Source organism: Pantoea sp. Ae19-2, from assembly GCF_059801205.1.
The window spans coordinates 4,149,654-4,171,001 of sequence record NZ_JBCHWE010000001.1 but is presented as its reverse complement, the minus strand read 5'-3'; the positions used below and the strand labels follow the sequence as shown (position 1 = coordinate 4,171,001).

The 21,348-nt window shown below is 54.8% G+C and carries 19 protein-coding genes; 11 read left to right on the top strand and 8 right to left on the bottom strand.

Annotation, left to right across the window (positions count from 1 at the left end):
• The first annotated feature begins 162 nt into the window (after window positions 1-162).
• Window positions 163-1,005 carry a 23S rRNA (adenine(2030)-N(6))-methyltransferase RlmJ gene (locus AAIE03_RS19160; RefSeq protein ID WP_013027606.1) on the top strand — a complete coding sequence of 281 codons (843 nt, stop codon included), beginning with the start codon at window positions 163-165 and terminating at the stop codon, window positions 1,003-1,005.
• 61 nt (window positions 1,006-1,066) lie between these two features.
• The gene (locus AAIE03_RS19155; protein ID WP_145032897.1) at window positions 1,067-1,882 is read left to right on the top strand and encodes a CPBP family intramembrane glutamic endopeptidase; all 816 of its coding nucleotides are present in this window, start codon (window positions 1,067-1,069) and stop codon (window positions 1,880-1,882) included.
• 3 nt (window positions 1,883-1,885) lie between these two features.
• Here AAIE03_RS19155 and rnz read toward each other — a convergent pair whose 3' ends face one another.
• A complete protein-coding gene (rnz, locus tag AAIE03_RS19150; protein ID WP_014604804.1) occupies window positions 1,886-2,797 on the bottom strand; it encodes a ribonuclease Z in 912 nt (303 codons plus the stop codon).
• Between the two features lie 124 nt (window positions 2,798-2,921).
• On the opposite strand from rnz, the gene gorA reads away from it, so the two are divergent.
• Window positions 2,922-4,274, top strand: coding sequence for a glutathione-disulfide reductase (gorA, locus tag AAIE03_RS19145; protein WP_022622539.1), 1,353 nt, complete (start codon window positions 2,922-2,924; stop codon window positions 4,272-4,274).
• Between the two features lie 59 nt (window positions 4,275-4,333).
• Here gorA and AAIE03_RS19140 read toward each other — a convergent pair whose 3' ends face one another.
• Window positions 4,334-5,464 (bottom strand): ROK family transcriptional regulator, encoded by a 1,131-nt coding sequence (locus AAIE03_RS19140; RefSeq protein WP_014604803.1) that lies wholly within the window; start codon window positions 5,462-5,464, stop codon window positions 4,334-4,336.
• Between the two features lie 299 nt (window positions 5,465-5,763).
• Between AAIE03_RS19140 and AAIE03_RS19135 the strand changes: the two genes are divergently transcribed.
• From AAIE03_RS19135 to AAIE03_RS19105, 7 genes are all read left to right on the top strand, one after another.
• Window positions 5,764-6,537, top strand: a complete 774-nt coding sequence (locus AAIE03_RS19135; protein WP_072139116.1) for an inositol monophosphatase family protein — start codon at window positions 5,764-5,766, stop codon at window positions 6,535-6,537.
• A 292-nt stretch (window positions 6,538-6,829) separates the two neighbouring features.
• Window positions 6,830-7,930: an ABC transporter ATP-binding protein gene (locus AAIE03_RS19130; protein WP_014604801.1), complete on the top strand. Its 1,101-nt coding sequence runs from the start codon at window positions 6,830-6,832 to the stop codon at window positions 7,928-7,930.
• Window positions 7,927-8,793: an ABC transporter permease gene (locus tag AAIE03_RS19125; protein ID WP_014594834.1), complete on the top strand. Its 867-nt coding sequence runs from the start codon at window positions 7,927-7,929 to the stop codon at window positions 8,791-8,793. The genes AAIE03_RS19130 and AAIE03_RS19125 overlap by 4 nt, the downstream gene beginning before the upstream one ends.
• On the top strand, window positions 8,793-9,629 hold the full coding sequence (locus tag AAIE03_RS19120) for an ABC transporter permease (protein ID WP_014594835.1): 837 nt from the start codon (window positions 8,793-8,795) through the stop codon (window positions 9,627-9,629). Before AAIE03_RS19125 ends, AAIE03_RS19120 begins: the two co-directional genes overlap by 1 nt.
• Window positions 9,630-9,660: 31 nt before the next feature.
• Window positions 9,661-10,764: an extracellular solute-binding protein gene (locus AAIE03_RS19115; RefSeq protein WP_014594836.1), complete on the top strand. Its 1,104-nt coding sequence runs from the start codon at window positions 9,661-9,663 to the stop codon at window positions 10,762-10,764.
• Between the two features lie 37 nt (window positions 10,765-10,801).
• Entirely contained in the window at window positions 10,802-11,548 is a 747-nt protein-coding gene (locus AAIE03_RS19110) for a glycerophosphodiester phosphodiesterase family protein (protein WP_013027616.1), read from the top strand.
• Between the two features lie 199 nt (window positions 11,549-11,747).
• On the top strand, window positions 11,748-12,827 hold the full coding sequence (locus AAIE03_RS19105; RefSeq protein ID WP_013027617.1) for a porin: 1,080 nt from the start codon (window positions 11,748-11,750) through the stop codon (window positions 12,825-12,827).
• Window positions 12,828-12,933: 106 nt separating this feature from the next.
• Here the strand turns inward: AAIE03_RS19105 and AAIE03_RS19100 are convergent, their stop codons facing one another.
• From AAIE03_RS19100 to AAIE03_RS19085, 4 genes are all read right to left on the bottom strand, one after another.
• Window positions 12,934-13,869 carry an alpha/beta hydrolase gene (locus AAIE03_RS19100; RefSeq protein ID WP_013027618.1) on the bottom strand — a complete coding sequence of 312 codons (936 nt, stop codon included), beginning with the start codon at window positions 13,867-13,869 and terminating at the stop codon, window positions 12,934-12,936.
• 170 nt (window positions 13,870-14,039) lie between these two features.
• Entirely contained in the window at window positions 14,040-14,378 is a 339-nt protein-coding gene (locus AAIE03_RS19095; protein WP_015699351.1) for a hypothetical protein, read from the bottom strand.
• Window positions 14,379-14,408: 30 nt separating this feature from the next.
• Entirely contained in the window at window positions 14,409-15,752 is a 1,344-nt protein-coding gene (locus tag AAIE03_RS19090) for a cation:proton antiporter (protein ID WP_013027620.1), read from the bottom strand.
• A gap of 61 nt (window positions 15,753-15,813) precedes the next feature.
• A complete protein-coding gene (locus AAIE03_RS19085; protein ID WP_014594837.1) occupies window positions 15,814-17,022 on the bottom strand; it encodes an MFS transporter in 1,209 nt (402 codons plus the stop codon).
• Between the two features lie 93 nt (window positions 17,023-17,115).
• On the opposite strand from AAIE03_RS19085, the gene AAIE03_RS19080 reads away from it, so the two are divergent.
• Entirely contained in the window at window positions 17,116-18,048 is a 933-nt protein-coding gene (locus tag AAIE03_RS19080; RefSeq protein WP_014594838.1) for a LysR family transcriptional regulator, read from the top strand.
• A gap of 61 nt (window positions 18,049-18,109) precedes the next feature.
• Here the strand turns inward: AAIE03_RS19080 and AAIE03_RS19075 are convergent, their stop codons facing one another.
• Window positions 18,110-18,613 (bottom strand): TIGR00645 family protein, encoded by a 504-nt coding sequence (locus AAIE03_RS19075; protein ID WP_014604798.1) that lies wholly within the window; start codon window positions 18,611-18,613, stop codon window positions 18,110-18,112.
• Window positions 18,614-18,667: 54 nt separating this feature from the next.
• Window positions 18,668-21,343 (bottom strand): two-component system sensor histidine kinase KdpD, encoded by a 2,676-nt coding sequence (gene kdpD, locus AAIE03_RS19070; RefSeq protein WP_013027624.1) that lies wholly within the window; start codon window positions 21,341-21,343, stop codon window positions 18,668-18,670.
• Window positions 21,344-21,348: the final 5 nt, after the last annotated feature.

Genomic DNA, 21,348 nt, shown 5'->3' with positions numbered 1-21,348 from the left:
CAGCCTGTGGCAGATTGCTATGCAAAGTGTAAAGCGGTCTGAACAGGGAAAACCGGCTTCACGGGCGACGGATGCGCGAAATGCCAGCAATTATTCCCGTCTGTCGGTATAATCGGGCCAATATCACTATTTTTAGCTTCAACCGCGGAAATCCCCTTTTTTATGCTGAGTTATCGCCACAGTTTTCACGCCGGCAACCATGCCGATGTGCTTAAGCACACCGTACAAAGCCTCATCATCACCGCCCTGAAAGAGAAAGAAAAACCGTTTTTCTATCTTGATACACATGCAGGCGCAGGACGTTATCAACTGAGCGGCGAGCATGCAGAGCGTACCGGCGAGTATCTGGAAGGCATTGGACGCATCTGGCAGCAGCCGGATGCGCCCGCACTGCTGCAACCCTATTTTGATGCGATTCATGCCCTGAACCGCAGTGGAACGCTGCGTTACTATCCAGGCTCCCCCCTGATCGCCCGCCACTTGCTTCGCCCGGAAGATAAGATTCAACTGACCGAGCTGCATTCCAGCGATTTTCCCATGCTGCGCACTGAGTTCAGTAAAGACAGCCGCGCGCGCGTTGAAAAGGCCGATGGCTATCAGCAGTTAAAATCAAAGCTGCCCCCGCTTTCACGCCGTGGGCTGGTGCTGATCGATCCGCCTTATGAAATGAAGAGTGATTACCAGGCGGTCGTCAAAGGCATTCAGGAAGGCCACAAGCGCTTTGGCACCGGCGTTTATGCCCTGTGGTATCCGGTTGTCATGCGTCAGCAAATCAAGCATATGCTGCGCGATCTGCAGGCGACCGGCATTCGAAATATCCTGCAAATTGAACTGGCCGTGCGTCCTGACAGCGATCAGCGCGGGATGACAGCCTCCGGCATGATTGTGATCAATCCCCCCTGGAAGCTGGCCGATCAGATGAATACGCTGCTGCCGTGGTTACACCAGAAACTGGTACCGGCAGGTACAGGTCATTTCAGCGTAAACCAGATCGTTCCTGAATAACGCCTTTCCCGTTTAGCGTCGCCGGTTCAGTTACGGCGGCGTGATATCGCAGGTCATTTTTATGTGGATTATTCTGGCAGGCGCCCTGGCGGCTCTGCAACCGGCGAAACGCCTCTCTCTGTTACTGCTGGCACTGGCAACGGCTCTGGGTGTGTACCAGAACGTGCTGGACTGGCCCGTTACCCTCGTTTTTGCTGCGGTGGCAGCGCTGGTCGCGTTTCGTATTTACGATCGCCGCAGTCGCTTGTGGCAGGGCATAAGCGAGGTGCTCCTGGTCGTGATGGCCGCTGCGCTGCTGCTGCATGTTATTCCCGGCTTTAACAATCCGCGTCAAATCGATGCCGTTCAGGTAGGCGCACGCAGCCTGCCCTTCTCTTTTTCGTTTAATTTTGACAAAGCCCTGATCCCCTTCCTGTTGCTGGCCTGTATGCCGACGCTGTTCAAAGCCGAAGCGCACCCACCGCCCACGCCTCTGTTATGGCTGGTACCCGTGGCGGCGATTCCGCTGCTGTTAGTCAGCGCGGTAGGACTGGGTGGCCTGGCGTTTGAGCCACACCTGCCTGACTGGCTGGGCGCGTTCGCACTGGCCAACCTGTTTTTTGTCTCGCTGGCAGAAGAAGCATTTTTTCGTGGCTATCTACAGCAGCGGCTGCGCCAGAAATGGGGCGGCACAATCGCCCTGGTGGCCACCGCCTTGCTGTTTGGCCTGGCGCATGCGTCCGGCGGCGTACTGCTGATGATATTTGCCGGACTGGCCGGGCTCATTTATGGCCTGGTCTGGCACTGGAGCGGCCGGCTCTGGCTGGCAACAGCCTGCCATTTTGCACTCAACATGGTTCATCTGTTGTTGTTTACCTACCCGGCACTGATGCATTAGTCGTTACAGCGTAAAGACGGCCAGGTCATACGCCATCTCGGTTTCGGGGAAAATGGCCTGGCACTCTGCCAGCAAACGCGTCATATCTCTGGCGAGATAGCGTGAGCTAAAATGCGTGGCGATCATCCGTTTTGCACCGGCCTGCTTTGCTACTGTAGCGGCCTGCACGGTAGTTGAGTGACCGCGCCCGTTGGCTTTTTCCGCCAGCGCATCCTCCAGCGTGGTTTCGTGCACCATCACATCCACATTGGCCGCCAGCTGTAACGCCACCTCGGTGGGTGCCGTATCGCCAAAAATCGCCAGGGTTTTTCCTTTGGTGGACGGCCCCAAATACGCCGCGCCATCAATGGTGCGTCCATCTTCCAGCGTAATACGTTCTCCCTGCTTCAGCTGTTGATACCACGGGCCACGTGGCACACCTTCCGCTTTGAGACGTGCGGCATCCAGAAAGCCGGGCTTGTCTCGCTGTTCAATACGATAGCCAAAGCAGTCAATAGTGTGATTCATCGGCCAGGCCGTGACACGAAACTCGCCATCATCCAGCACCTCGCCCGCCGCAATCTCGATCACCTCAAGCGGATAGTCGGTGTACGAGCTGGACAGGGAAAGTGCGCTATCAACAAAGGCTTTCAGTCCTTTTGGGCCGTAAACCGTCATCGGCGTGGTCAGCCCGGCCATTGAACGGCTGGTGAGCAGGCCCGGCAGGCCAAAAATATGGTCACCGTGCAAATGGGTAATAAAGATTTTATCGAGCTTGCCGGGTTTAAGATCGGATCGCATAAACTGAAGCTGAGTGCCTTCACCACAGTCAAACAGCCAGGTGTCGCCACTGCTTGCCCGGGTGAAGGCAATGGCGGTGACGTTACGCTGCAAGCTGGGCGCGCCACCGCCCGTGCCAAGAAAAGTCAGGTGCATGCTATGCTTCTCTGTAAGTAGTGGAAAAATATGGCCTGTTACAATCATAGGCGCAATTTTTGCGACACCGTGCCCTGCGGCGTTACACTCTATATCAATTTCCATGTAACCGGATGATACTTCAATGACCCGACATTATGACTATCTCGCCATCGGCGGCGGCAGCGGCGGTATTGCTTCGATTAACCGTGCAGCAAGCTATGGCCAGAAGTGTGCCTTGATAGAAGCCAAAGCGCTTGGCGGAACCTGCGTCAACGTAGGCTGTGTGCCGAAAAAAGTCATGTGGCATGCCGCGCAAATCGCCGAGGCCATTCATCTTTACGGGCCTGATTATGGTTTTGATACTACGGTAAACCGCTTCGACTGGGGCACGCTGGTCAAAAACCGCAGCGCCTACATCGACCGTATTCACCAATCATACGACAATGTTCTGGGGAAAAATAAGGTCGATGTCATCACCGGCTTTGCCCGTTTTATTGATGCGCATACCGTTGAAGTCAATGGCGAAACCATTACGGCCGACCATATTTTGATCGCCACCGGGGGACGTCCGAGCCATCCCTCTATCCCCGGAGCGGAATACGGAATTGATTCAGACGGCTTCTTTGAACTGGATGCGCTGCCAAAACGGACCGCGGTGATCGGTGCCGGTTATATCGCGGTTGAGCTGGCAGGCGTGGTCAATGCGCTGGGCTCGGAAACCCATTTATTCGTCCGTAAACATGCCCCGCTGCGCAGCTTTGATCCGCTGATTACCGATACGCTGGTTGAGGTCATGAATGCGGAAGGCCCAACGCTGCATACCGAGGCGACACCAAAAGCCGTCGTGAAAAATGCCGATGGTAGCCTGACGCTGCAGTTGGAAAACGGCAGTGAATACACCGTGGATTGCCTGGTCTGGGCGATTGGCCGGGTGCCGGAAACCGACAGCCTGAATATCGAGGCGGCGGGCGTTGCGCTGGATGAAAAAGGCTATATCAAGGTCGATAAATTCCAGAATACCAACGTGCCAGGCGTTTATGCCGTTGGTGATAATACCGGCGCCGTTGAGCTGACGCCGGTAGCGGTGGCGGCAGGTCGTCGCCTGTCTGAGCGGCTGTTTAATAACAAACCCGATGAGCACCTGGATTACAGCAATATTCCTACCGTGGTGTTCAGCCATCCGCCGATCGGCACCGTGGGCCTGACGGAACCGCAGGCGCGCGAGCAGTACGGTAATGACCAGGTAAAAGTCTACAAATCGTCCTTTACCGCAATGTATACCGCGGTGACCCAACATCGCCAGCCGTGCCGCATGAAGTTAGTCTGCGTCGGCCCGGAGGAGAAGATTGTGGGTATTCACGGCATCGGCGGCGGAATGGACGAGATGCTGCAGGGCTTTGCGGTGGCGTTGAAAATGGGCGCGACCAAGAAAGACTTTGATAACACCGTGGCGATTCACCCGACGGCGGCAGAAGAGTTTGTGACGATGCGTTAATCCGCTTACGCGCATAACGTAGCGCTGCCCGCTGACCCTGTGGTCTGCGGGCAGCAGCCTCAATTAAAATAGGTCTCCCGCAGCGGCGTCAACGCCGCCCCCAGCGCCGAACTGTCCCCTTCGATCTCGCTCAGCAGAATATCCGGATATTCCGCAGAAATATTCCAGCGTTTACCCGAACTGATGCGCGGCATGGCTAAAAACATTTCGCCCAGCTTACGGGGAATCTCGCCCCCTAATATGATGGCTCCGGGATCGATCACCGCATTCATGGCATCCATTGCCCGATGCAGGTTTGGCGTGACGTCTTCTACCCACTGTTGCGCAATCGGCCAGGCCGGATCGAATTTATGATTGAGATCGCGAATATCTTTAATTTCAATACCACCGTTACGTAAGCGATCGATCAAGATCCCCAGGGCCGGGCGCAGCTTGCCCTCTTCCGGCGTAAAAATACGGCTGATCTCCCCCGCATTTCCAAACGCACCCTGGAACGGTTTACCGTTAATCACGATGCCACCGCCAAAACCATAATTAAAAGAGAGATAGCCAAAGGTATCGTATTTCAGCCCGGCGCCTAAAAAAGCTTCAGCGTGCGCCGCCGTTGTGGCGTTATTTTCAATCCATACTGGTCGATCAAATAACATGGTAATTTCACGGCGCAGATCGATGCCCATCCAGTTTTTTAAAGGTTCAGGCGGATTGAAATACTTTCGTGATTCATAAAGAAAGCCCGCCATGCTGTATCCCACACCACAGACTTTGTCCGGCGAAATACCGTATTGTTTCAAGGTATCCAGATAGTGATGTTTGATATTGAGTAAGGTACGGGCAGGATCGCGCGGATGCGTATCCAGTACGCAGTATTCTGTAATACCGCCCCGGAAATTAATCAGGCTGGCGGCAACGCTGTCTGAGTTAATAGAGATGCCGTAACCATAACGCGCATTCGCATTCAGTGATAACGATGGGCTGGGCTTGCCTCTTCCCTGGGACGGTGATTCCCCCAGGCTGAGAAAGCCGTTTTCGGTCAGCGTATCAACAATGCGGTGAACAGATGACTGATTCAGAATGGTTTGCGAAACCAGCGAGGAGCGGGAAATGCCATCGTTGCGGCGGACAAGCTCAAGAATGAGTTTTTCACTGCGATTAAGTTCGACTTCATGACCAGCGGAATATCCATGAACCACAGCGTTGTCCTCACCGTATTTAATAATGGGTTCTGTTAATACCCTAGCATGCTTTTATGCAGGACGAATAGTAAAGGCCCCCGCCTTTACGTTTTAATAAAATGTGCTGCTTTTCAGCTTCTCCGGCCCGGTTTTTCCCGATCATAAAAGCATCATAATAGTGAAACATAACGGAGAGACACTCTAATATCATGCAATGAGCATTATATTAAAAGCGAGCCTTATGTCCGGATGGGCACTTTCATGTGCGTAGGGTTCTGTCTTCATTCACATGCTTCTTCTTATACATCAGGTAAACAATGGAAACGCGCTTAAAGGTTGCTGAACGCATCGCACAAGAGGCTTCACTTTTGGCTCTTGACTATTTCAGACAGCTGAGTGAATTAGCGATCTGCGAAAAAAGGCCGCAGGATGTCTTCAGTGAAGCCGATCGGGAAGTGGAAAATCTGATTCGGCAGCGCCTGGAACACCATTTCCCACAGGATTCTGTTGTTGGGGAAGAGCATGGCGGTGAGCTCAGCGCCAGCTACTGGTCTGTTGATCCTATCGATGGTACGAGTAACTTCCTGCGCGGCTCGTCATTGTGGGGGATTTCTGTTGGCTATGTGCACAATGGCGAGCCGGTTATGGGCGTGATCGTCCATCCGGTATTAAACCTCATGGTGAGCGGCGGCAAAGAGACAGGGGTTTATCTGAATGGTGAACCCTTTGAACGGCCAGTGGTTGCCGAGGCGCTGAAAACCGTGGCGATTGGCGACAGTCCATCATGGGATTTCACCCATCAGCTCTGTATTGAAAAGGTCTATCGGGACGACGGCTGGAATGTGGTGCGCTATCGCTGTGCCACCGTAGGTTTAACCTTTAGCGTGCTGGGTTACGTTGACGGTTATCAGGAATGTTTTAGCAGCATGTGGGACGTTTCTGCGGGTTATGCACTCTGTAAAGCGGCCGGACTGGATGCGCATCTTGCCGGCACACAGGAAAAAAGCAGTACACATGTTAGTGTCGGTACGGCTGAAATGAACCGCCTTTCCGCTCAGTTTATCCCTCACCCTCGTTTTACTCCCGCCTGACCACGCATTGCCCCCGGCTTACCTCATCACTGCATTTCAGGACAGCGTTCCCCCGCTGTCCTGCCCTCTGTGCGCTTGCTGATACAACAACCTTGTCCTTCGCCTCAAATATTAATCACAACGCATTAAAATGGTTAGCACGTTAAACGTACGATTTCAAAGTGATCCTTCATTTAGCTGTTATATATAGGTTTTAAAAACTTAATAAATTCTTAACCTGTCTGAAATTGCTTAAATTCACTACAGCAAATTATTATGCGTCTCGCATTAATTAAGAAGTCCCTGGCATTATATGACGGAGCAGCCCAACGTGAACACGCTAGAAATACACAATGCCATGCTGACGTTCGACGATTTTGTCGCGCTGAACGGCATTTCACTGCAGGCCAAAAAAGGACAATTTGTTTCCCTGCTTGGCCCATCTGGCTGTGGCAAAACCACGCTGCTTAAAGTTATTGCCGGCTTTTACAGTCTTGATAGTGGCGAAGTACTGATCCACCAGCAGGACATGCATCATGTAAAACCTGAACATCGCGACACGGCGATGTGCTTTCAGTCCTATGCGCTTTTTCCTCACCTTTCCGTTGCTGAAAATATCGGGTTTGGCCTCAAGCAAATGAAGATGGCGAAAACGGACATTCACGATCGCGTCGCGCAGACCGCCGCTCAGGTATCGCTGAATGCGCATTTGCCTAAACTGCCCGCGCAGTTATCCGGCGGTCAGCAGCAGCGCGTGGCGCTTGCCAGAGCGCTGGCCGTGCGTCCGGAAATCGTGTTGTTTGATGAGCCGCTGTCAAATCTGGATGCCAAATTACGCGACAAGGTACGACTGGAGATCAGACAGCTTCAGCGCTCCCATGGGTTTACCGCCATTTATGTTACCCACGACCGTGCAGAAGCCTTGTCGATGTCTGACATTGTAGTGGTCATGAATGCCGGAAAAATTGAGCAAACCGGTACGCCGGATGAGATCTATTATTCCCCGGTAAACCGCTTTGTCGCCGGTTTCGTCGGTCAGGCTAACGTCATGAAAGCCCGCGTAGTGGATAGCGACAGCAGCACCGGTATTTATCGCATTGCGTGCGTACTGGGCGAAATGGAGATCCATAGCCATGTGCCGCCCGTCTCGGACAAGGTCTATACCTTCTGGCGCCCTGAGGATGCCTTACTCAGCGAACACAGTGCCGGGAAAAACACGCTGGCCTTCGAGATCGGTGCGGTGAGTTTTCTGGGCAACCTTTCTGAACTCCAGGTTCATCCGCTGGGCCATGAAGAAACGGAATATCAGTGGTGTATCCAGCTGGTCGGTAAAAACCACATTCGCGAAGGTGACAACGTTAATTTCTCTATTGCGCCAGACAAGATCCGCTTTTTACGGGAAAGCTATTCATGAAAACGCGCAACCGGAACAGGCTCTGTTGGTTGCTGGTCCTGCCTGCGGTCGCGCCGGTCATCATCACTCTGGTGCTGATTGTGATCATGGCGTTGGCGCAATCCGTTGGCCTGTTTAATTTTGGCGCACCGGCGCACTTCACGCTTCAGTACTGGCAAACCATTCTGAATGACAGCCAGCTGTGGCGCGCGACAGGCTATTCGCTCAGAATCGGCGTGCTCAGTGCAGTGCTGTCCGTTGCCCTGGCGCTTCCGCTGGCACTGTGGCTGAGAAAGCCGTTTCCCGGCTCGATGCTGATGGGCGGCTTACTCAAAGCCCCGCTGATGGTACACGGACTGGTGGCTGCGCTGCTGTTTATCAACCTGATTTCCTGGCAGGGCTTTATTAACCTGGGCTTGCTCAAGCTGGGGATCATCTCGCACCCCATCAGAATGCAGAATGACCGCTGGGGAATTGGCGTGATTATTTTGCAGGTCTGGAAACAGCTTCCCTATGCGCTGCTTATCATTACCGGCAGCCTGCGCGCGATTGGTGACGAAATTTTTAATGCCGCGCGGGATTTAGGCGCCGGCAAGACTGCCCGGTTGTTACAGATCATCCTGCCCTTATCTATCAAGTCCGTTCAGGTATCGCTGGTGCTGATCTTCATCGGCGCCTTGGGTGACTTTTCATTTCAGGTCGTTGCGGGGCCAACCAGCGTGTTCTCTCTTTCGCAATACATGCTGCGCTTCCCTGAAATCAGCGCGCAGGGCTGGAATCTTGCGGCCGTTGTCGCGGTAATTTTGATGCTGGCGGCTTTTATCGGTGCAGTGGTGCTTGCCACCCTGGCGAAGTGGCTACAACAAGCCGGAGAACAGAGATAATGAAAGCCAGAGAGACGTTATCCCCGCTGCGAATCGTCATGATGATCCTTATCACCGCCCTGTTTATGCTGTGGCTGGTTATTCCCTTTATGTTGACCGTCCTGTGGTCACTGGTCGATAAAACCCATCCGTGGGCATGGCCAGATGCCCTGCCGCCGGTTCTCTCACTGGGACGCTGGGTGGAGGTATGGACCACGACCGCGTTACCCCAGGCGCTCAGGAACAGCTATTTACTGGCGGCAACCGTCTCCGTCTGCACGCTGATGTTGGCTCTGCCTGCCGCGTGGGCGTTTGGCAGAATGTCGTTTACGGGCAAACACCTTTTACAGAATGCGATCTTACTGCCGCTTATCGTTCCGGGCTTTGTCGTCGCGCTGTTTTTTTCCATGTTGCTCAACGTGGCGGGCATTCACAGCCGGTTTGGTGGCATTTTGCTGGGGCATATTATTATCTTGATGCCTTATGCCGTGCGCATTCTGACCCTGTCATTTTCGCAGATACGCCAGGACACGCTCGATGCAGCACGAGATATGGGCGCTTCGGTGATCAACCGTTTTTTAGTGGCCTGCCTGCCCACCATCAGACCGGGAATATTTGCTGCATTAATTATTGTCTTTACGTTATCAATAGAAGAGTTCGCCATAAGTTTCATTGTTGGCTCACCCGATTTTATTACCGTCCCTACTATTCTGTATTCTTATCTGGGTTATAACTTTATTCGACCCAATGCGGCGGTTATTTCTTTAATGCTGGTTGTGCCAAATGTCATGTTGATGTTGATTGCAGAAAAATTACTGACAAAAAATCCTGTCGCCTCCTTTGCAGGAAAAGGCTGACAGTCTTTAACACGCGTTATTGGGGAAAAATATGTTCAGACTCGTTGCTGCAATATTATTGCTGGCCGGGGCTTTCTGTAGCCAGGCTCAGGATTTAACCTCGATGAACTGGGAACAGATTGTCGAACAGGCGAAAAAAGAAGGGAAATTAACCTGGTATCAATGGTATTACCAGGACCGTTTAAAAGAGCAGGTCAGCCTGTTTGAAAAACAGTACGGTATTAACGTTACCCTGTCTGAAGGCACATTGCAGGGCAACATTAATAAACTCATGGCTGACCGGGGACGGGAAACGGGCGATATTGATGTGTTTTCGATTGGCGGGGGCGCATTCGGTACCGTATCGCCTCAGCAAACGTTTTTTGGCCCGCTTAATACACTGCTGCCGGAAGGCAAAACCCTGAACTACACCATTGAGGGAACGGACAGTAAAGGCTATGGCGTGGCATTTTGGGGCAACCAGACCGGTCTGGCCTACGATTCGCGCCGCCTGAAAGAAAGTGAGTTGCCACGAACCCTGCCGCAGATTACGTCCTTCCTGCAAAGTCATCCTCAGGAATTTGGCTTCAACGTTGAAAACGGCGGTTCCGGCCCGGCCTTTATTGAATCGGTAACGCGCACGCTGGTACCGGGTTTTGATTTCACCAAAGGCGACGCTGATGTAAAAAGCCTGACGGCTCTGCAGCCCGCCTGGAACTGGTTCAAACAGCAGCGCCCCAACTACATCATTACGGCCTCCAACGCCGACAGCGTCACCCGACTGGTCAGCGGTGAGTTCCTGCTGGTCCCCGCCTGGGAAGATTACCTGGTGGGATTAGAAAACCACGGTGAAGTCCCGAAAACTATCCGGCTGTATATCCCCGATTTCGGCATGCCCGGCGGCGGAAATATGGTGGCGATACCTAAAAACGCGCCCCACAAAGCGGCAGCGTTGCTGTTTATCCACTGGTTGACGCTGCCCACCACCCAACGGCTGTTCCAGCAGGTTTATGGCATTACGCCTCAAAACAAAGAAGTGAATCGTGATGCCGGGCTGATCAATAGCAAAGAGCGCGTTCATGGCACTCAGTTCATGCCTAAACCGCTGGGTGATGAAGTCAGGACCGAATTCTCTAACCAGGTTTTGCTTAAGTAGACCTGCGATAAAACCCTAACAGAAGGTAAAGCCAAGAATGTCGACCAAAAAACACCCTGCACGCGTAGTGAACGCCCGCCTGATTGCCCATCGGGGAGCACCGCTGCTGGCACCGGAAAACACGCTGCCTTCGTTTCAGGCGGCGGTTGAACGCGGAGCGACGTGGATAGAGGTGGATGTCAAACTCACCAAAGATATGCACCCGGTCATTATTCATGACGATTCCGTAGACCGGACAACGAATGGCAAAGGCTATGTGGCAAATTTAACCCTGGATGAGATCCGGTCGCTGGAGGCTGGCGTGTGTTACGGCCACCTCTTTAAAGGCGTGAAAGTGCCTACGCTGGCTGAAACTGTGGGCTTTGTACTGGATAAAGGCGTCGGGCTGCAACTGGAAATCAAACCCACCTCCGGGCAGGAAGTGGAAACGGCGGAGATTGCGATCGCTCAGTTGAAGTCGCTGTGGCCAGCGAGCGAGAAGAAGTTATTTATCAGTAGCTTCTCTGAGATTTCGCTGCAGGTTGCCGCCAGGCTGATGCCTGACGTACCGCGTGGGCTGGCGGTTTGCGTCCCGCCAAAAGACCCGGCGGCGCTCCTCGCCAGAACAGGTTGCCAGATCCTGCATTTCCTGGGTGACTTCGCAACGGACGAAGACCTGACGCGCCTGGCCCGTTCAGGTATTGAATTCGCGATTGCCACGATCAACGACCCGGTGCTTGCCCGAAAATATATTGATGCGGGCGCACAAACGGTATTAAGCGATATACCCGACTTGGCATTTTGAATAAAAAGTTCATCAGGATGTTCTCTGCCTGAATGCAATAACACCAGGGAAAGCCATTATAAAAAATGGCCATAAACTTTATGGCCGCTATACCTATTTTATTATTTAGTCATTAAATAAGACGAAAGTGATATTGAAATAAATACCGCCCTGAGCGGTAACATCCTCATGCTTCAGTTAACTGATAAGGGTAGATGATATGCACAATAAAATAAAAACAGTCGCGCCGTATGCAATGTGTTTTCTGGTCTCATTTTCTGCATGCTCCGCCGAGATTTATAATAAAAGTGGAAATAAGCTCGACCTGTACGGTAAAGTCGATGCGCGCCATGTTTTCTCAGATAATATTGCAGAAGATGGCGACAACTCTTATGCACGCCTGGGTTTTAAAGGTGAGACGCAAATTAATGATAAGCTTACCGGTTATGGTCAATGGGAATATAATTTCCAGCTGAATCACAGTGAAGGCGGTAGCGATGCGCAAACGGGTAATGCCACACGCTTAGGGTTTGCCGGTCTGAAACTCGCCGACTTCGGCTCGTTCGATTATGGCCGTAGCTTTGGGGTACTGTATGTTGCCTCTGCCTATACGGATATGGCACCGATCTACGGTTCCGGCACCATGACCACCAACGATAATTTCCTGTCAAAACGCTCAACCGGCCTCGCGACCTGGCACTCTCCGGACTGGGGCGGGTTAAAGTTAACCCTGCAGTATCAAGGGAAAAATGACCGCTCAACCGCCAAACTGGCTAACGGAGATGGTTACGGTGCTGGCCTGACTTACAGCATTACCGATGGGCTGAGCATTGCGGCAGCAGGGATGAAAGCAAAACGGACACTGACTCAGCAAGCTGACGGTCAGGGAGACGATGCCACAGCCTGGGTAACCTCTGCAAAATATGACGCCAACCAGATCTATCTGGCCGCCATGTATGGCGAAGCCAATGACGTTACGCCTTATGGACAGCTGGCACAGGTCGCCGACAAAACCCATAACTTTGAGGCGATTGCACAGTACCAGTTCCTGAACGGTTTGCGCCCTTCTGTCGGTTTTGTCACGCAGCGTGGCGAAAACCTGCAGGGCGCTGGGAATTTTGCCGGGGGCAGCCAGACGATGCAGAAATATATTGCGGTGGGCACCTATTACTATTTCAACAAGAACATGCTGACCTACGTGGACTACCGCATTAACTTACTGAAGGAAAACGATTTTACGCGCGCCACCGGCATTACGACGAAAAACAGTATCGGTATGGGCCTGACCTATCAATTCTGATCCGCCTGTTGCTGCTTCGTCCTGTGTTGCTTCAATCCTGATCATCGCTCATTTAGCGAGGCCGGCAAATGCCGGCTTTTTTTACGCCTGCCGCAGGAAGCGTCAGTCAGGACAGAACGGAGGCGTGCCTGACCGCCAATGCGCCCTGACTGAGGTTTTCCAGCCATTTAACATAGGCCTGATCCCACAGCGCGGCAGGTGTACCCGCTTTGCCGAGTCCAAAACCATGCCCCCCGCTGGACAGCTGAATCAGCTGCACCGGTACGCGGTTGCGGCGACAGGTGTCACGCATGAGCTGGGTGTTAAAGGGTTTTGAGGTGTGATCGTCTCCGGCCTGAGCCAGGAACGTGGGCGGATAGAGATTCGTCACATAGTTTTGTACTGACCAGCTGGCTTCTTCTTGCGGACTGGCGTCATTGCCCACCATCATCAGGTGCGTGTTGGTATGCTGATAGGGCGCTTCAAGCGTAATCACCGGGTAAATCAGCCCAACACTGTCGGCTTTAGGGACTTCCTGATCCAGCCTGTCCACCGGCGGATATGACTGAAATTCCGGGCGCGCCGCCGCCATGCCCAGTAAATGCCCCCCAGCCGAAAACCCCAGGACATGCACTTTTCGTTCAAACGAACGTATCAGGCGCAGCGCGCGCTGTGCATCCTGTAAGGGCGCGAGGTTGCCAGCCTGCCATTTCTCGCGCGGTAAGCGGTAGCTGAGCACATAGGCGGTATAACCGTTAGCATTTAACCAGTGCGCGACGGGCCAGGCTTCGCGTCCCATACCAATCCACCGATAGCCTCCCCCGGCCGCAATCAGCACCGCTTCGCCATTGGGATTTTCTGGCCTGAAGCGTTGAATCGCCGGGCTGACAATATTCGACCATGAACCCCAGGCGTCCACGCGCAATGTTCCAGACGGCCCACCGCCGCCGGGCGGTTCGTCCGGCCAGAGAGGAATAATATCATCGCGGGCAAACAGTTTGCTGGTAGCCAGTGAAAGCGCAAGCGCTCCTGTGCCGAAAATAAAGCGTCGACGCGTAATCATGATGCCTGTTAAATCAATGCCATAAAGGTCAGCCGACCCTTTTGGCCCGCTGCGTTTTTATTATGTATCGCACATTTGGTTAAGACGCTGGCGATTATGTACGCAATCGGTAGGGAAAATCCATTAAAAAACGCGCCATTTTAGCGCGTTTATTGGCGAATTAACTGCGGTTAATCTTCCTGCTGAAACTGCGTCATCACCGTTTGTTCACACTGTTGAGTATTGGTGCGGAGTTTGGCGCGTTCTTCATCACCCAGCTGCAGCCAGGCGCTGGCCACTTCATTGGCCAGCTCTTCATCAAATTCAGGCTTGCTGACGGCAGAGGAGGACTGCGATCCTGCCACGCTGGCCTTCATTTTTTCCACATACTGGTCGGCTGTCGAAACGCTTTTTTCACTGCTGACAATGTGACACAGCTGGCTTGCATACACGCTTTCTTCACTATTGTCTTCCGCCAGCGCGCTGCCCGACGCCAGCATGCTCAGCAACAGTATCTGAGATATCTTCATCATCTACTCCCGTTATCAGTTAATTCACTCTCATGACTGGCGTTGTTTCGCCTCCAGTCGGGCCTGGCGCCAGTTGAGCAGCGGCGTCACCGAAATACCGTGAACCACGATACTGCACACCACCAGCGTCAGCGCCATATCAGCCATTATCGTTGCTTCTGCGCCCCCCATGCCATGGACCCAGGCGAACGCAATATAGTTAAGGCTCCCAATACCGCGGATACCCAGCCAGCCAATCAGCAACCGCTGAGGAAGCGGCATGCCCGTCCCGAGGGTAACCAACCATACCGCCAGGGGGCGCACCACGATAAACAGCAGCAGTCCAAGGAAGATGCCCTGAATGTTCCAGTGGTATGCCATGGTTACGCCCAGTACCACCATCATGATGGCAGCCAGCAAACGTTCAATAGTATCGCCAAAAGAAAGCGCGTCGCCTACTACTAAACCAACGGATTTCACCATGCCACTGCTGCGTTGCTGCAGGCGCTTGTTGGGATTGACCAATGCCTCTGCAGGCAGTAACCGATCGTCGTCCGACATATCGTCTGGCTGGTAACGCTTAAAGACGCCCAGCTCAGCACGGCGCAGCCCAAGACCGGCGGCAAAGGTGGCCAGAAAGCCTGAAGCACCCAGCCATTCCGCCAGGGCGTAGCTGAGCGCGATCAACGCCAGCGCCAGAAAGTCGTTGGGGGCGCAATCCCCATGCGCATTGCGAAGCCGGGTGGCCAGTAAGCCAACGAGTCGGCCCAGGCCAAATCCCAGCAGGATACCGCCGCCGATGGCCCACACGACGTCGACAGCAGCCCAGTGCGCCAGCATGCCTGCACTGAGGTTTTCGCCGTTGAACAGCAGCAAAGCCAGCACCAGCAACGGCAGCGCTGAACCATCATTCATGCCCGCCTCGCTAGAAATGGCGACGCGCAAGGCGTCATCGTCCTGCGCGTCGCTCACCGAAATCAGGCTAGCCAGTACCGGGTCGGTGGGCGCAACAATTGCGCCAAACGCCAGTGCAACGGGCCAGGACAACCCGACCAGCCAATGAGACAGCAGCGTCATGGCCGCCACCGTCATCAACATCGCCGGAAAGGCCAGTAAGCCTCCGGCTCGCCAGCTTTTCGCTTTAAGCGGCAAGCGTAATTTGAGCCCCGTAATAAACAGTGACGCAGCCATCGTGATTTCGGTAATGTGCGTCACCAGTTCCGCATGGCGAATGATATCAATCTCGATAACATCAAACATCCACGGCCCACAGGCGATCCCGGCTAACAAGAAAAGACCAAAAGAGGTCACTGGGCCACGGTGGATCCACCCTGATGCCAGTGACATTAATAACAGAAGACAGCCCGTCGCAGCTGTCCAGGCAATAAAGTTCATAACGCACCGTTTTAATTGAGTTTATGACTAAGCCTGGCACATTTGCTGACGGGCGGAAGGATCAGTCCTTGAGATGACGACTGGCGAGCCGCACCATCAGGCTGGCAGCGGCGGCGAGCGTGGACAACACCACAACGCCATTCCAGCCCCAGTGGGCAAGCGCCAGGCTGCCCAGCGCCGCACCGCTGGCCATGCCGATAAACACGATGGTAAACAGTAGGGCGTTAAGACGACTACGTGCATCGGGTACCAGACCATAAATCAGCGTTTGATGGGCGACCAGCGTGGCCTGCACGCCTAAGTCGAAACCAAGCGTGCTGATAACGATGACGACCAACTGACCGGGGAGCGACAGCAGCGGCAGCAAAAACATCAGGGCGAAGGCCGCCGTGACCAGGCCGGCACCAAACTGGGTCACGCGTGCCGGGCCGAGTCGATCGGCCAGGTTACCCGCCAGCGGCGCGGCCAGTGCACCCGCCGCCCCTGCCAGACCAAAGGCACCGGCGATGGCACTGTCAAAGTGAAAACGTTCGCTGAGCATGATCGCCAGCGTAGACCAGAAGGCGCTGAAGCTGACAGAAAGCAGTCCCTGAGCCAGGGCCGCGCGCCGCAGGGTCTGGTGTTCGCGCCACAGGTGAACCAGCGATAAAAGCAGGCGGGGATAGCTTACCGACGTGCCGGGCGTAAAGCGCGGCAGCACACGCCACAACGTCAGGCTAATCAGAAACACAGCCAGAGCCGCGATAATATACATGGTGCGCCAGCCAAAATACTCTGCCACCACGCCGCTGACGACCCGGGAGAGTAAAATGCCTACCAGTAATCCCGTCATTACCGTACCCACGGTTTTACCCCGGCTGTGCGCCGGTGCCAGCGCCGCCGATGCCGGAACAATATCCTGCGCCACGGTCGCCGTCAGGCCGGTGACAAAGCTGGCGATGAGCAGCGCGCTGATGCCGCCGGAAAACCCACACAGCAGCAGCGCCATCACCAACAGCAGCCCTTTGATCAAAATTATCGTGCGGCGATCGTGGCGATCGCCAAGCGGGGCCAGCAGCAGAATACCTAAAGCATACCCGGCCTGCGTTAACATCGGCACCATGCCTACGGTGCTCACACTGACCTGAAACTGCTTACCGATGATATCCAGCATCGGCTGACTGTAGTAAATCGAGGCCACGCTCAGGCCCGCGCCGGCAGCCAGCGTAAAGACCAGGGGGGCGGGCAGGCGTTCAGTTGAGTGGGGAGTCATAGTTTTTACCGCTGACATGGTTACATCCTCAAAAAATAGTGTGGCAAGTAAAGCCTGTTTTTGACATACGCGGTAGACTAATAAAAAGCAAAACGGTTATACGTGGAACGCATGAGCAATTTCAGTAACAGCGATCGTATCGAACTGATGCACACCTTTATTCGCATTGTCGAAAGCGGCAGTTTGTCTGCCGCAGCGTTGCAACTGGGTATTACGCAACCGACAATCAGTCGCCGGTTGCAGTCTCTTGAACAGGGGCTGGGGCTGAAACTGATTCTGCGCACCACCCATGCGCTAAAGCTGACTGATGATGGTGAGCGTTGCTATGCACAGGCCCGGCAGCTCCTGGCAACCTGGCACGCGCTGGAAGATGAACTGACCGGCGCCGGCAGCGATCCGGTTGGCATTTTGCGGGTGCGCGCGCCCCACGCTTTTGGCCAGGATCAGCTGGTCACACCGCTGGTGAACTTTATGCGCCGCTATCCGCGTTTGCGCATTGAATGGATGCTGAACGACAGGACGCCAGACTTCGTCGCCGAGAACGTGGACTGTGCGATTCAGGTGGGGGCACTGACCGACCCTTCTGTTGTAGCCGTGCTGCTGGCCGAAGTGCCGCGCATTGTTGTCGCTGCGCCCGCGCTGCTTCAGCAATATCCCCCGATTAACCAGGTGGCGCAACTGGGCGATTTGCCGTGGCTGGCGCTGACGAGTTTCTACCGTAACGAGATCGCATTACAACATAAAGACAAGGGGGAACCGATGAATCTGCCTATCGTTCCCCTGCTCAGCAGCGACAGCCTCTTCGCCGTGCGCAAAGCTGCGCTGGCGGGGCTGGGAACCGCTATTCTGTCGACATGGGTCATTCAGGAGGATCTGGCACAGGGCAATCTGATTCAGCTTATGCCGGAATGGCAGGCTCCCCCGTTGCCAGTCTGGCTGACCTATCCGTGGGCGAGCTATTATCCCGCCAGGCTGACCGCCTTCTTTGCCATGATCAAAGCGGTATTTCCGCATCTGACGGGCGCGCGGCCCGCTTCAGGCTGAAAAAGGCCTCCCCCACCGGGGAAGCCGTGTCACCGGACGGCGTCCAGGGGGTTGCCGTCGATCAGACGTTTTTCTTTTCCGCTCGCGACATGTTGTCCAGCCAGCCCATCACGAAGGCAGACAGGACAAAGGTCAGGTGGATGATGACGTACCACATCAGCTTGTCGTTTTCGACATTGCGCGCATCCATAAACACCCGCAGCAGGTGAATGGAGGAAATCGCCACAATCGAGGCCGCGACTTTATTTTTCAACGAGCCGGAATCCATCTTGCCCAGCCAGCTCAGCTTCTCTTTGCCCTCGTCAATGTCGAGTTTGGACACAAAGTTTTCGTAGCCTGACAGCATAACCATGACCAGCAACCCACCCACCAGCGTCATATCCACCAGCGACAGCAGCAGCAAAATCAGATCGTTTTCTGCAATGCTAAAAATGTTGGGCAACAGGTGAAAAATTTCCTGGAAAAATTTGACGGTGAGCGCCAGCAGTCCCAGCGAAAGTCCAATGTAAACCGGAGCCAACAACCAGCGCGATGCATACATCAGGTTTTCGGTAAAACGTTCCATAATTTCCCAATCATAATCAGTAAGGTCGCGCATTATAACCGATCATCTGTGAAGTTATTTCAAGCCTTCAGGAGAAATTTCAGGAACGGGTGGAAGTGGTAAAGAGAGACGAAAGCAGGCACCGCCTTCAGCACGATTTTCCGCCCAGATCTGACCGCCGTGGCTTTCGATAATCGTTTTACAAATCGCCAGTCCCAGCCCAACGCCCGGTACGGCCGATTCTTTATCACCGCGTGAAAATTTATCGAAAATCCGCGTCAGGTCGTTTTGGGCGATGCCCGGCCCGCCATCCCAGATGGCGATTTCCAGCCGGGTATTTTCACACCAGGCACGTATGCCGCGGGGCGCACAGTTGCCAGCGTACTTCAGGCTGTTTTCAATCAGGTTGGTAAATACCCGCTCCAGCAACGTACTGTCGCCTTTGATCAGGACAATATCTTCAGGCAGGTCGAGTTCGACCTCTCTTCCCTTGAGCGACGGCGCCATGCTACTGAGCGCACCGCCAATCACCTCTTCCAGCGCCAGCCACTCTTCGCGTAAATTCAGGCCGCCTGACTGAATACGCGCCATATCCAGCATGTTGCTGACCAGACGAATGGTACTCAGGGTTTGTTCACGAATCTGGCTGGCCTGGGGCACATACTTTGAGTTATCGCTGGCCAGGTCCAGCATCAGCATTTCTGCCTGACCAAACAGCACCGTCAGCGGGGTACGTAAATCATGGGAGAGCGCCGACAGCAAAGCATTACGCAGCTGCTCACGTTCAGCTGACAGCCGGGAAGCCGCCTCACTCTGGGACAGCGCCATCCGCTCCAGGGCATTGGCAATCAGCACGGTGAAGGTTTCCAGCAGCCGTTGCTGTTCCGGCACCATCAGCTGACGCACATTCTGCGGTTCAACCACCAGCAATCCGCGACACAGATCGCCCACTTTCAGCGGCAGAATCTGGTAGGGCACCGCCGGTAAGGTGTCCGTGCCTGCGCCTGCTGGCTGGCCCTTGCTGAAGCTCCATTTCGCGATAGCCCAATCCGGTTCGTTGCCCGGCAGCGCGTTGCCCAGCGTGTGCAGTTCGCCCTGCTCATCGGGTAGCAGCAGCAGGCATCGCGCCTGTAAGGTCGCCTCCAGCACCCGCTGGCTGGTTGCGGCGATATCTTCAGGCGTCAGGCCGCTTCCCAGCGACTTGGCCATTTCGTAAAGCTGCCGCGTGCGCTGCTCCCGGTAACGGGCAACCCGCGCCTGGTAGCGGACGCCGGCCGTCAGGTTGCCAACAATGACCCCGACCGCCAGCATCACCCCAAAGGTCACCAGGTATTGCAAATCCGAGACCGCGACCGTGCCGGTAGGTGCGACGAAAAACAGGTCAAAGGCAATGATGTTCATAACGGTGGCGATAACGGAGGGCCATCGTCCATAGCGCAACGCGACGATCACCACCGCCAGCAAATAGATCATCACACAGTTGGCCGGATCGAAGCTGATCAGCACCGACTGCCCTGCGGCGGTGACCACAATACACAGCACCAGCGCCATCAGTACGCCGCGCAGCTGCAGCCGCCATTTGTCGCTGTTAACCCGATCCTCGGCTAACGGATGGGGCGCATCCTGGATAGGCTCATTGAGCGCCACGACCAACAGATCCAGATCGGGACCCAACTGCCCCAGCCGCTCGGCAAAGCTGTCACGCCGCCAGCGGCGCGCCGGGCGTCGGCCTGTCACAATCTTACCCAGATTGTGTTCCCGCGCGTAACGCAGGACCGCCTGCGCCTCATCAGGGTCGGACAGCGTCGCCGTCTCCGCCCCCATATCCTGCGCCAGCTTCAGCGTGCGTAAAATGGCCCGACGCCGCGCTTCCGGTAGCCGGTTAAGCCGGGGCGTTTCCACGTAAACGGCATGCCATTCGCTGCCCAGCCTGGCGGCCAGCCGCGCCGCCGTCCGCACCAGTTTTTCACTGCCGGTATCGTCCCCAATACACAATAAAATGGCATCACGCGTGTGCCAGACCCGATCGCGGCCTTGACTGTCGCGCCAGGCGCGCATCTGGTCATCGACCCGGTCGGCAGTGCGGCGCAGCGCCAGCTCACGCAGGGCATACAGGTTGCCCTTACGAAAGAAATTTTCGATGGCGCGTTCGGCACGATCGCCAATGTAGACCTTGCCCTCTTTCAGGCGCTGGCGGAGATCGTCAGGCGGGAGATCAACCAGTACCACTTCATCGGCAGCGTCGAAAAAGGGATCGGGAACGGTTTCACGCACCTGAATGCCGGTGACGCCACCGACCACATCATTCAGACTTTCCAGATGCTGAACATTCACTGTCGTCAGGACATCAATGCCCGCCTCCAGCAGTTCCTCAATATCCTGCCAGCGTTTGGGATGACGTGAGCCCTTCACGTTCGTGTGCGCCAGCTCATCCATCAAAATTACTGCCGGATGGCGCGCCAGCGCGGCATCAAGGTCGAACTCCGCATGCCGCGAACGGCCCGTCGCCCGGCGCGGCAACAGCACCAGTCCGTTAAGAAGCTGCGCTGTTTCCGGACGTTCGTGCGTTTCCACTACGCCCACCAGCACATCCAGCCCCTGGGCACGCAGCCGCTGCGCCTCCTGCAACATGGCATAGGTTTTTCCTACGCCCGCACAGGCGCCAAAATAGATTTTCAGTTTGCCGCGATGGCTGTCGCTGCTGGTCTGCAGCAGCGCATCCGGATCGGGGCGCAGCGGTTCGTGGTTCATAGCAT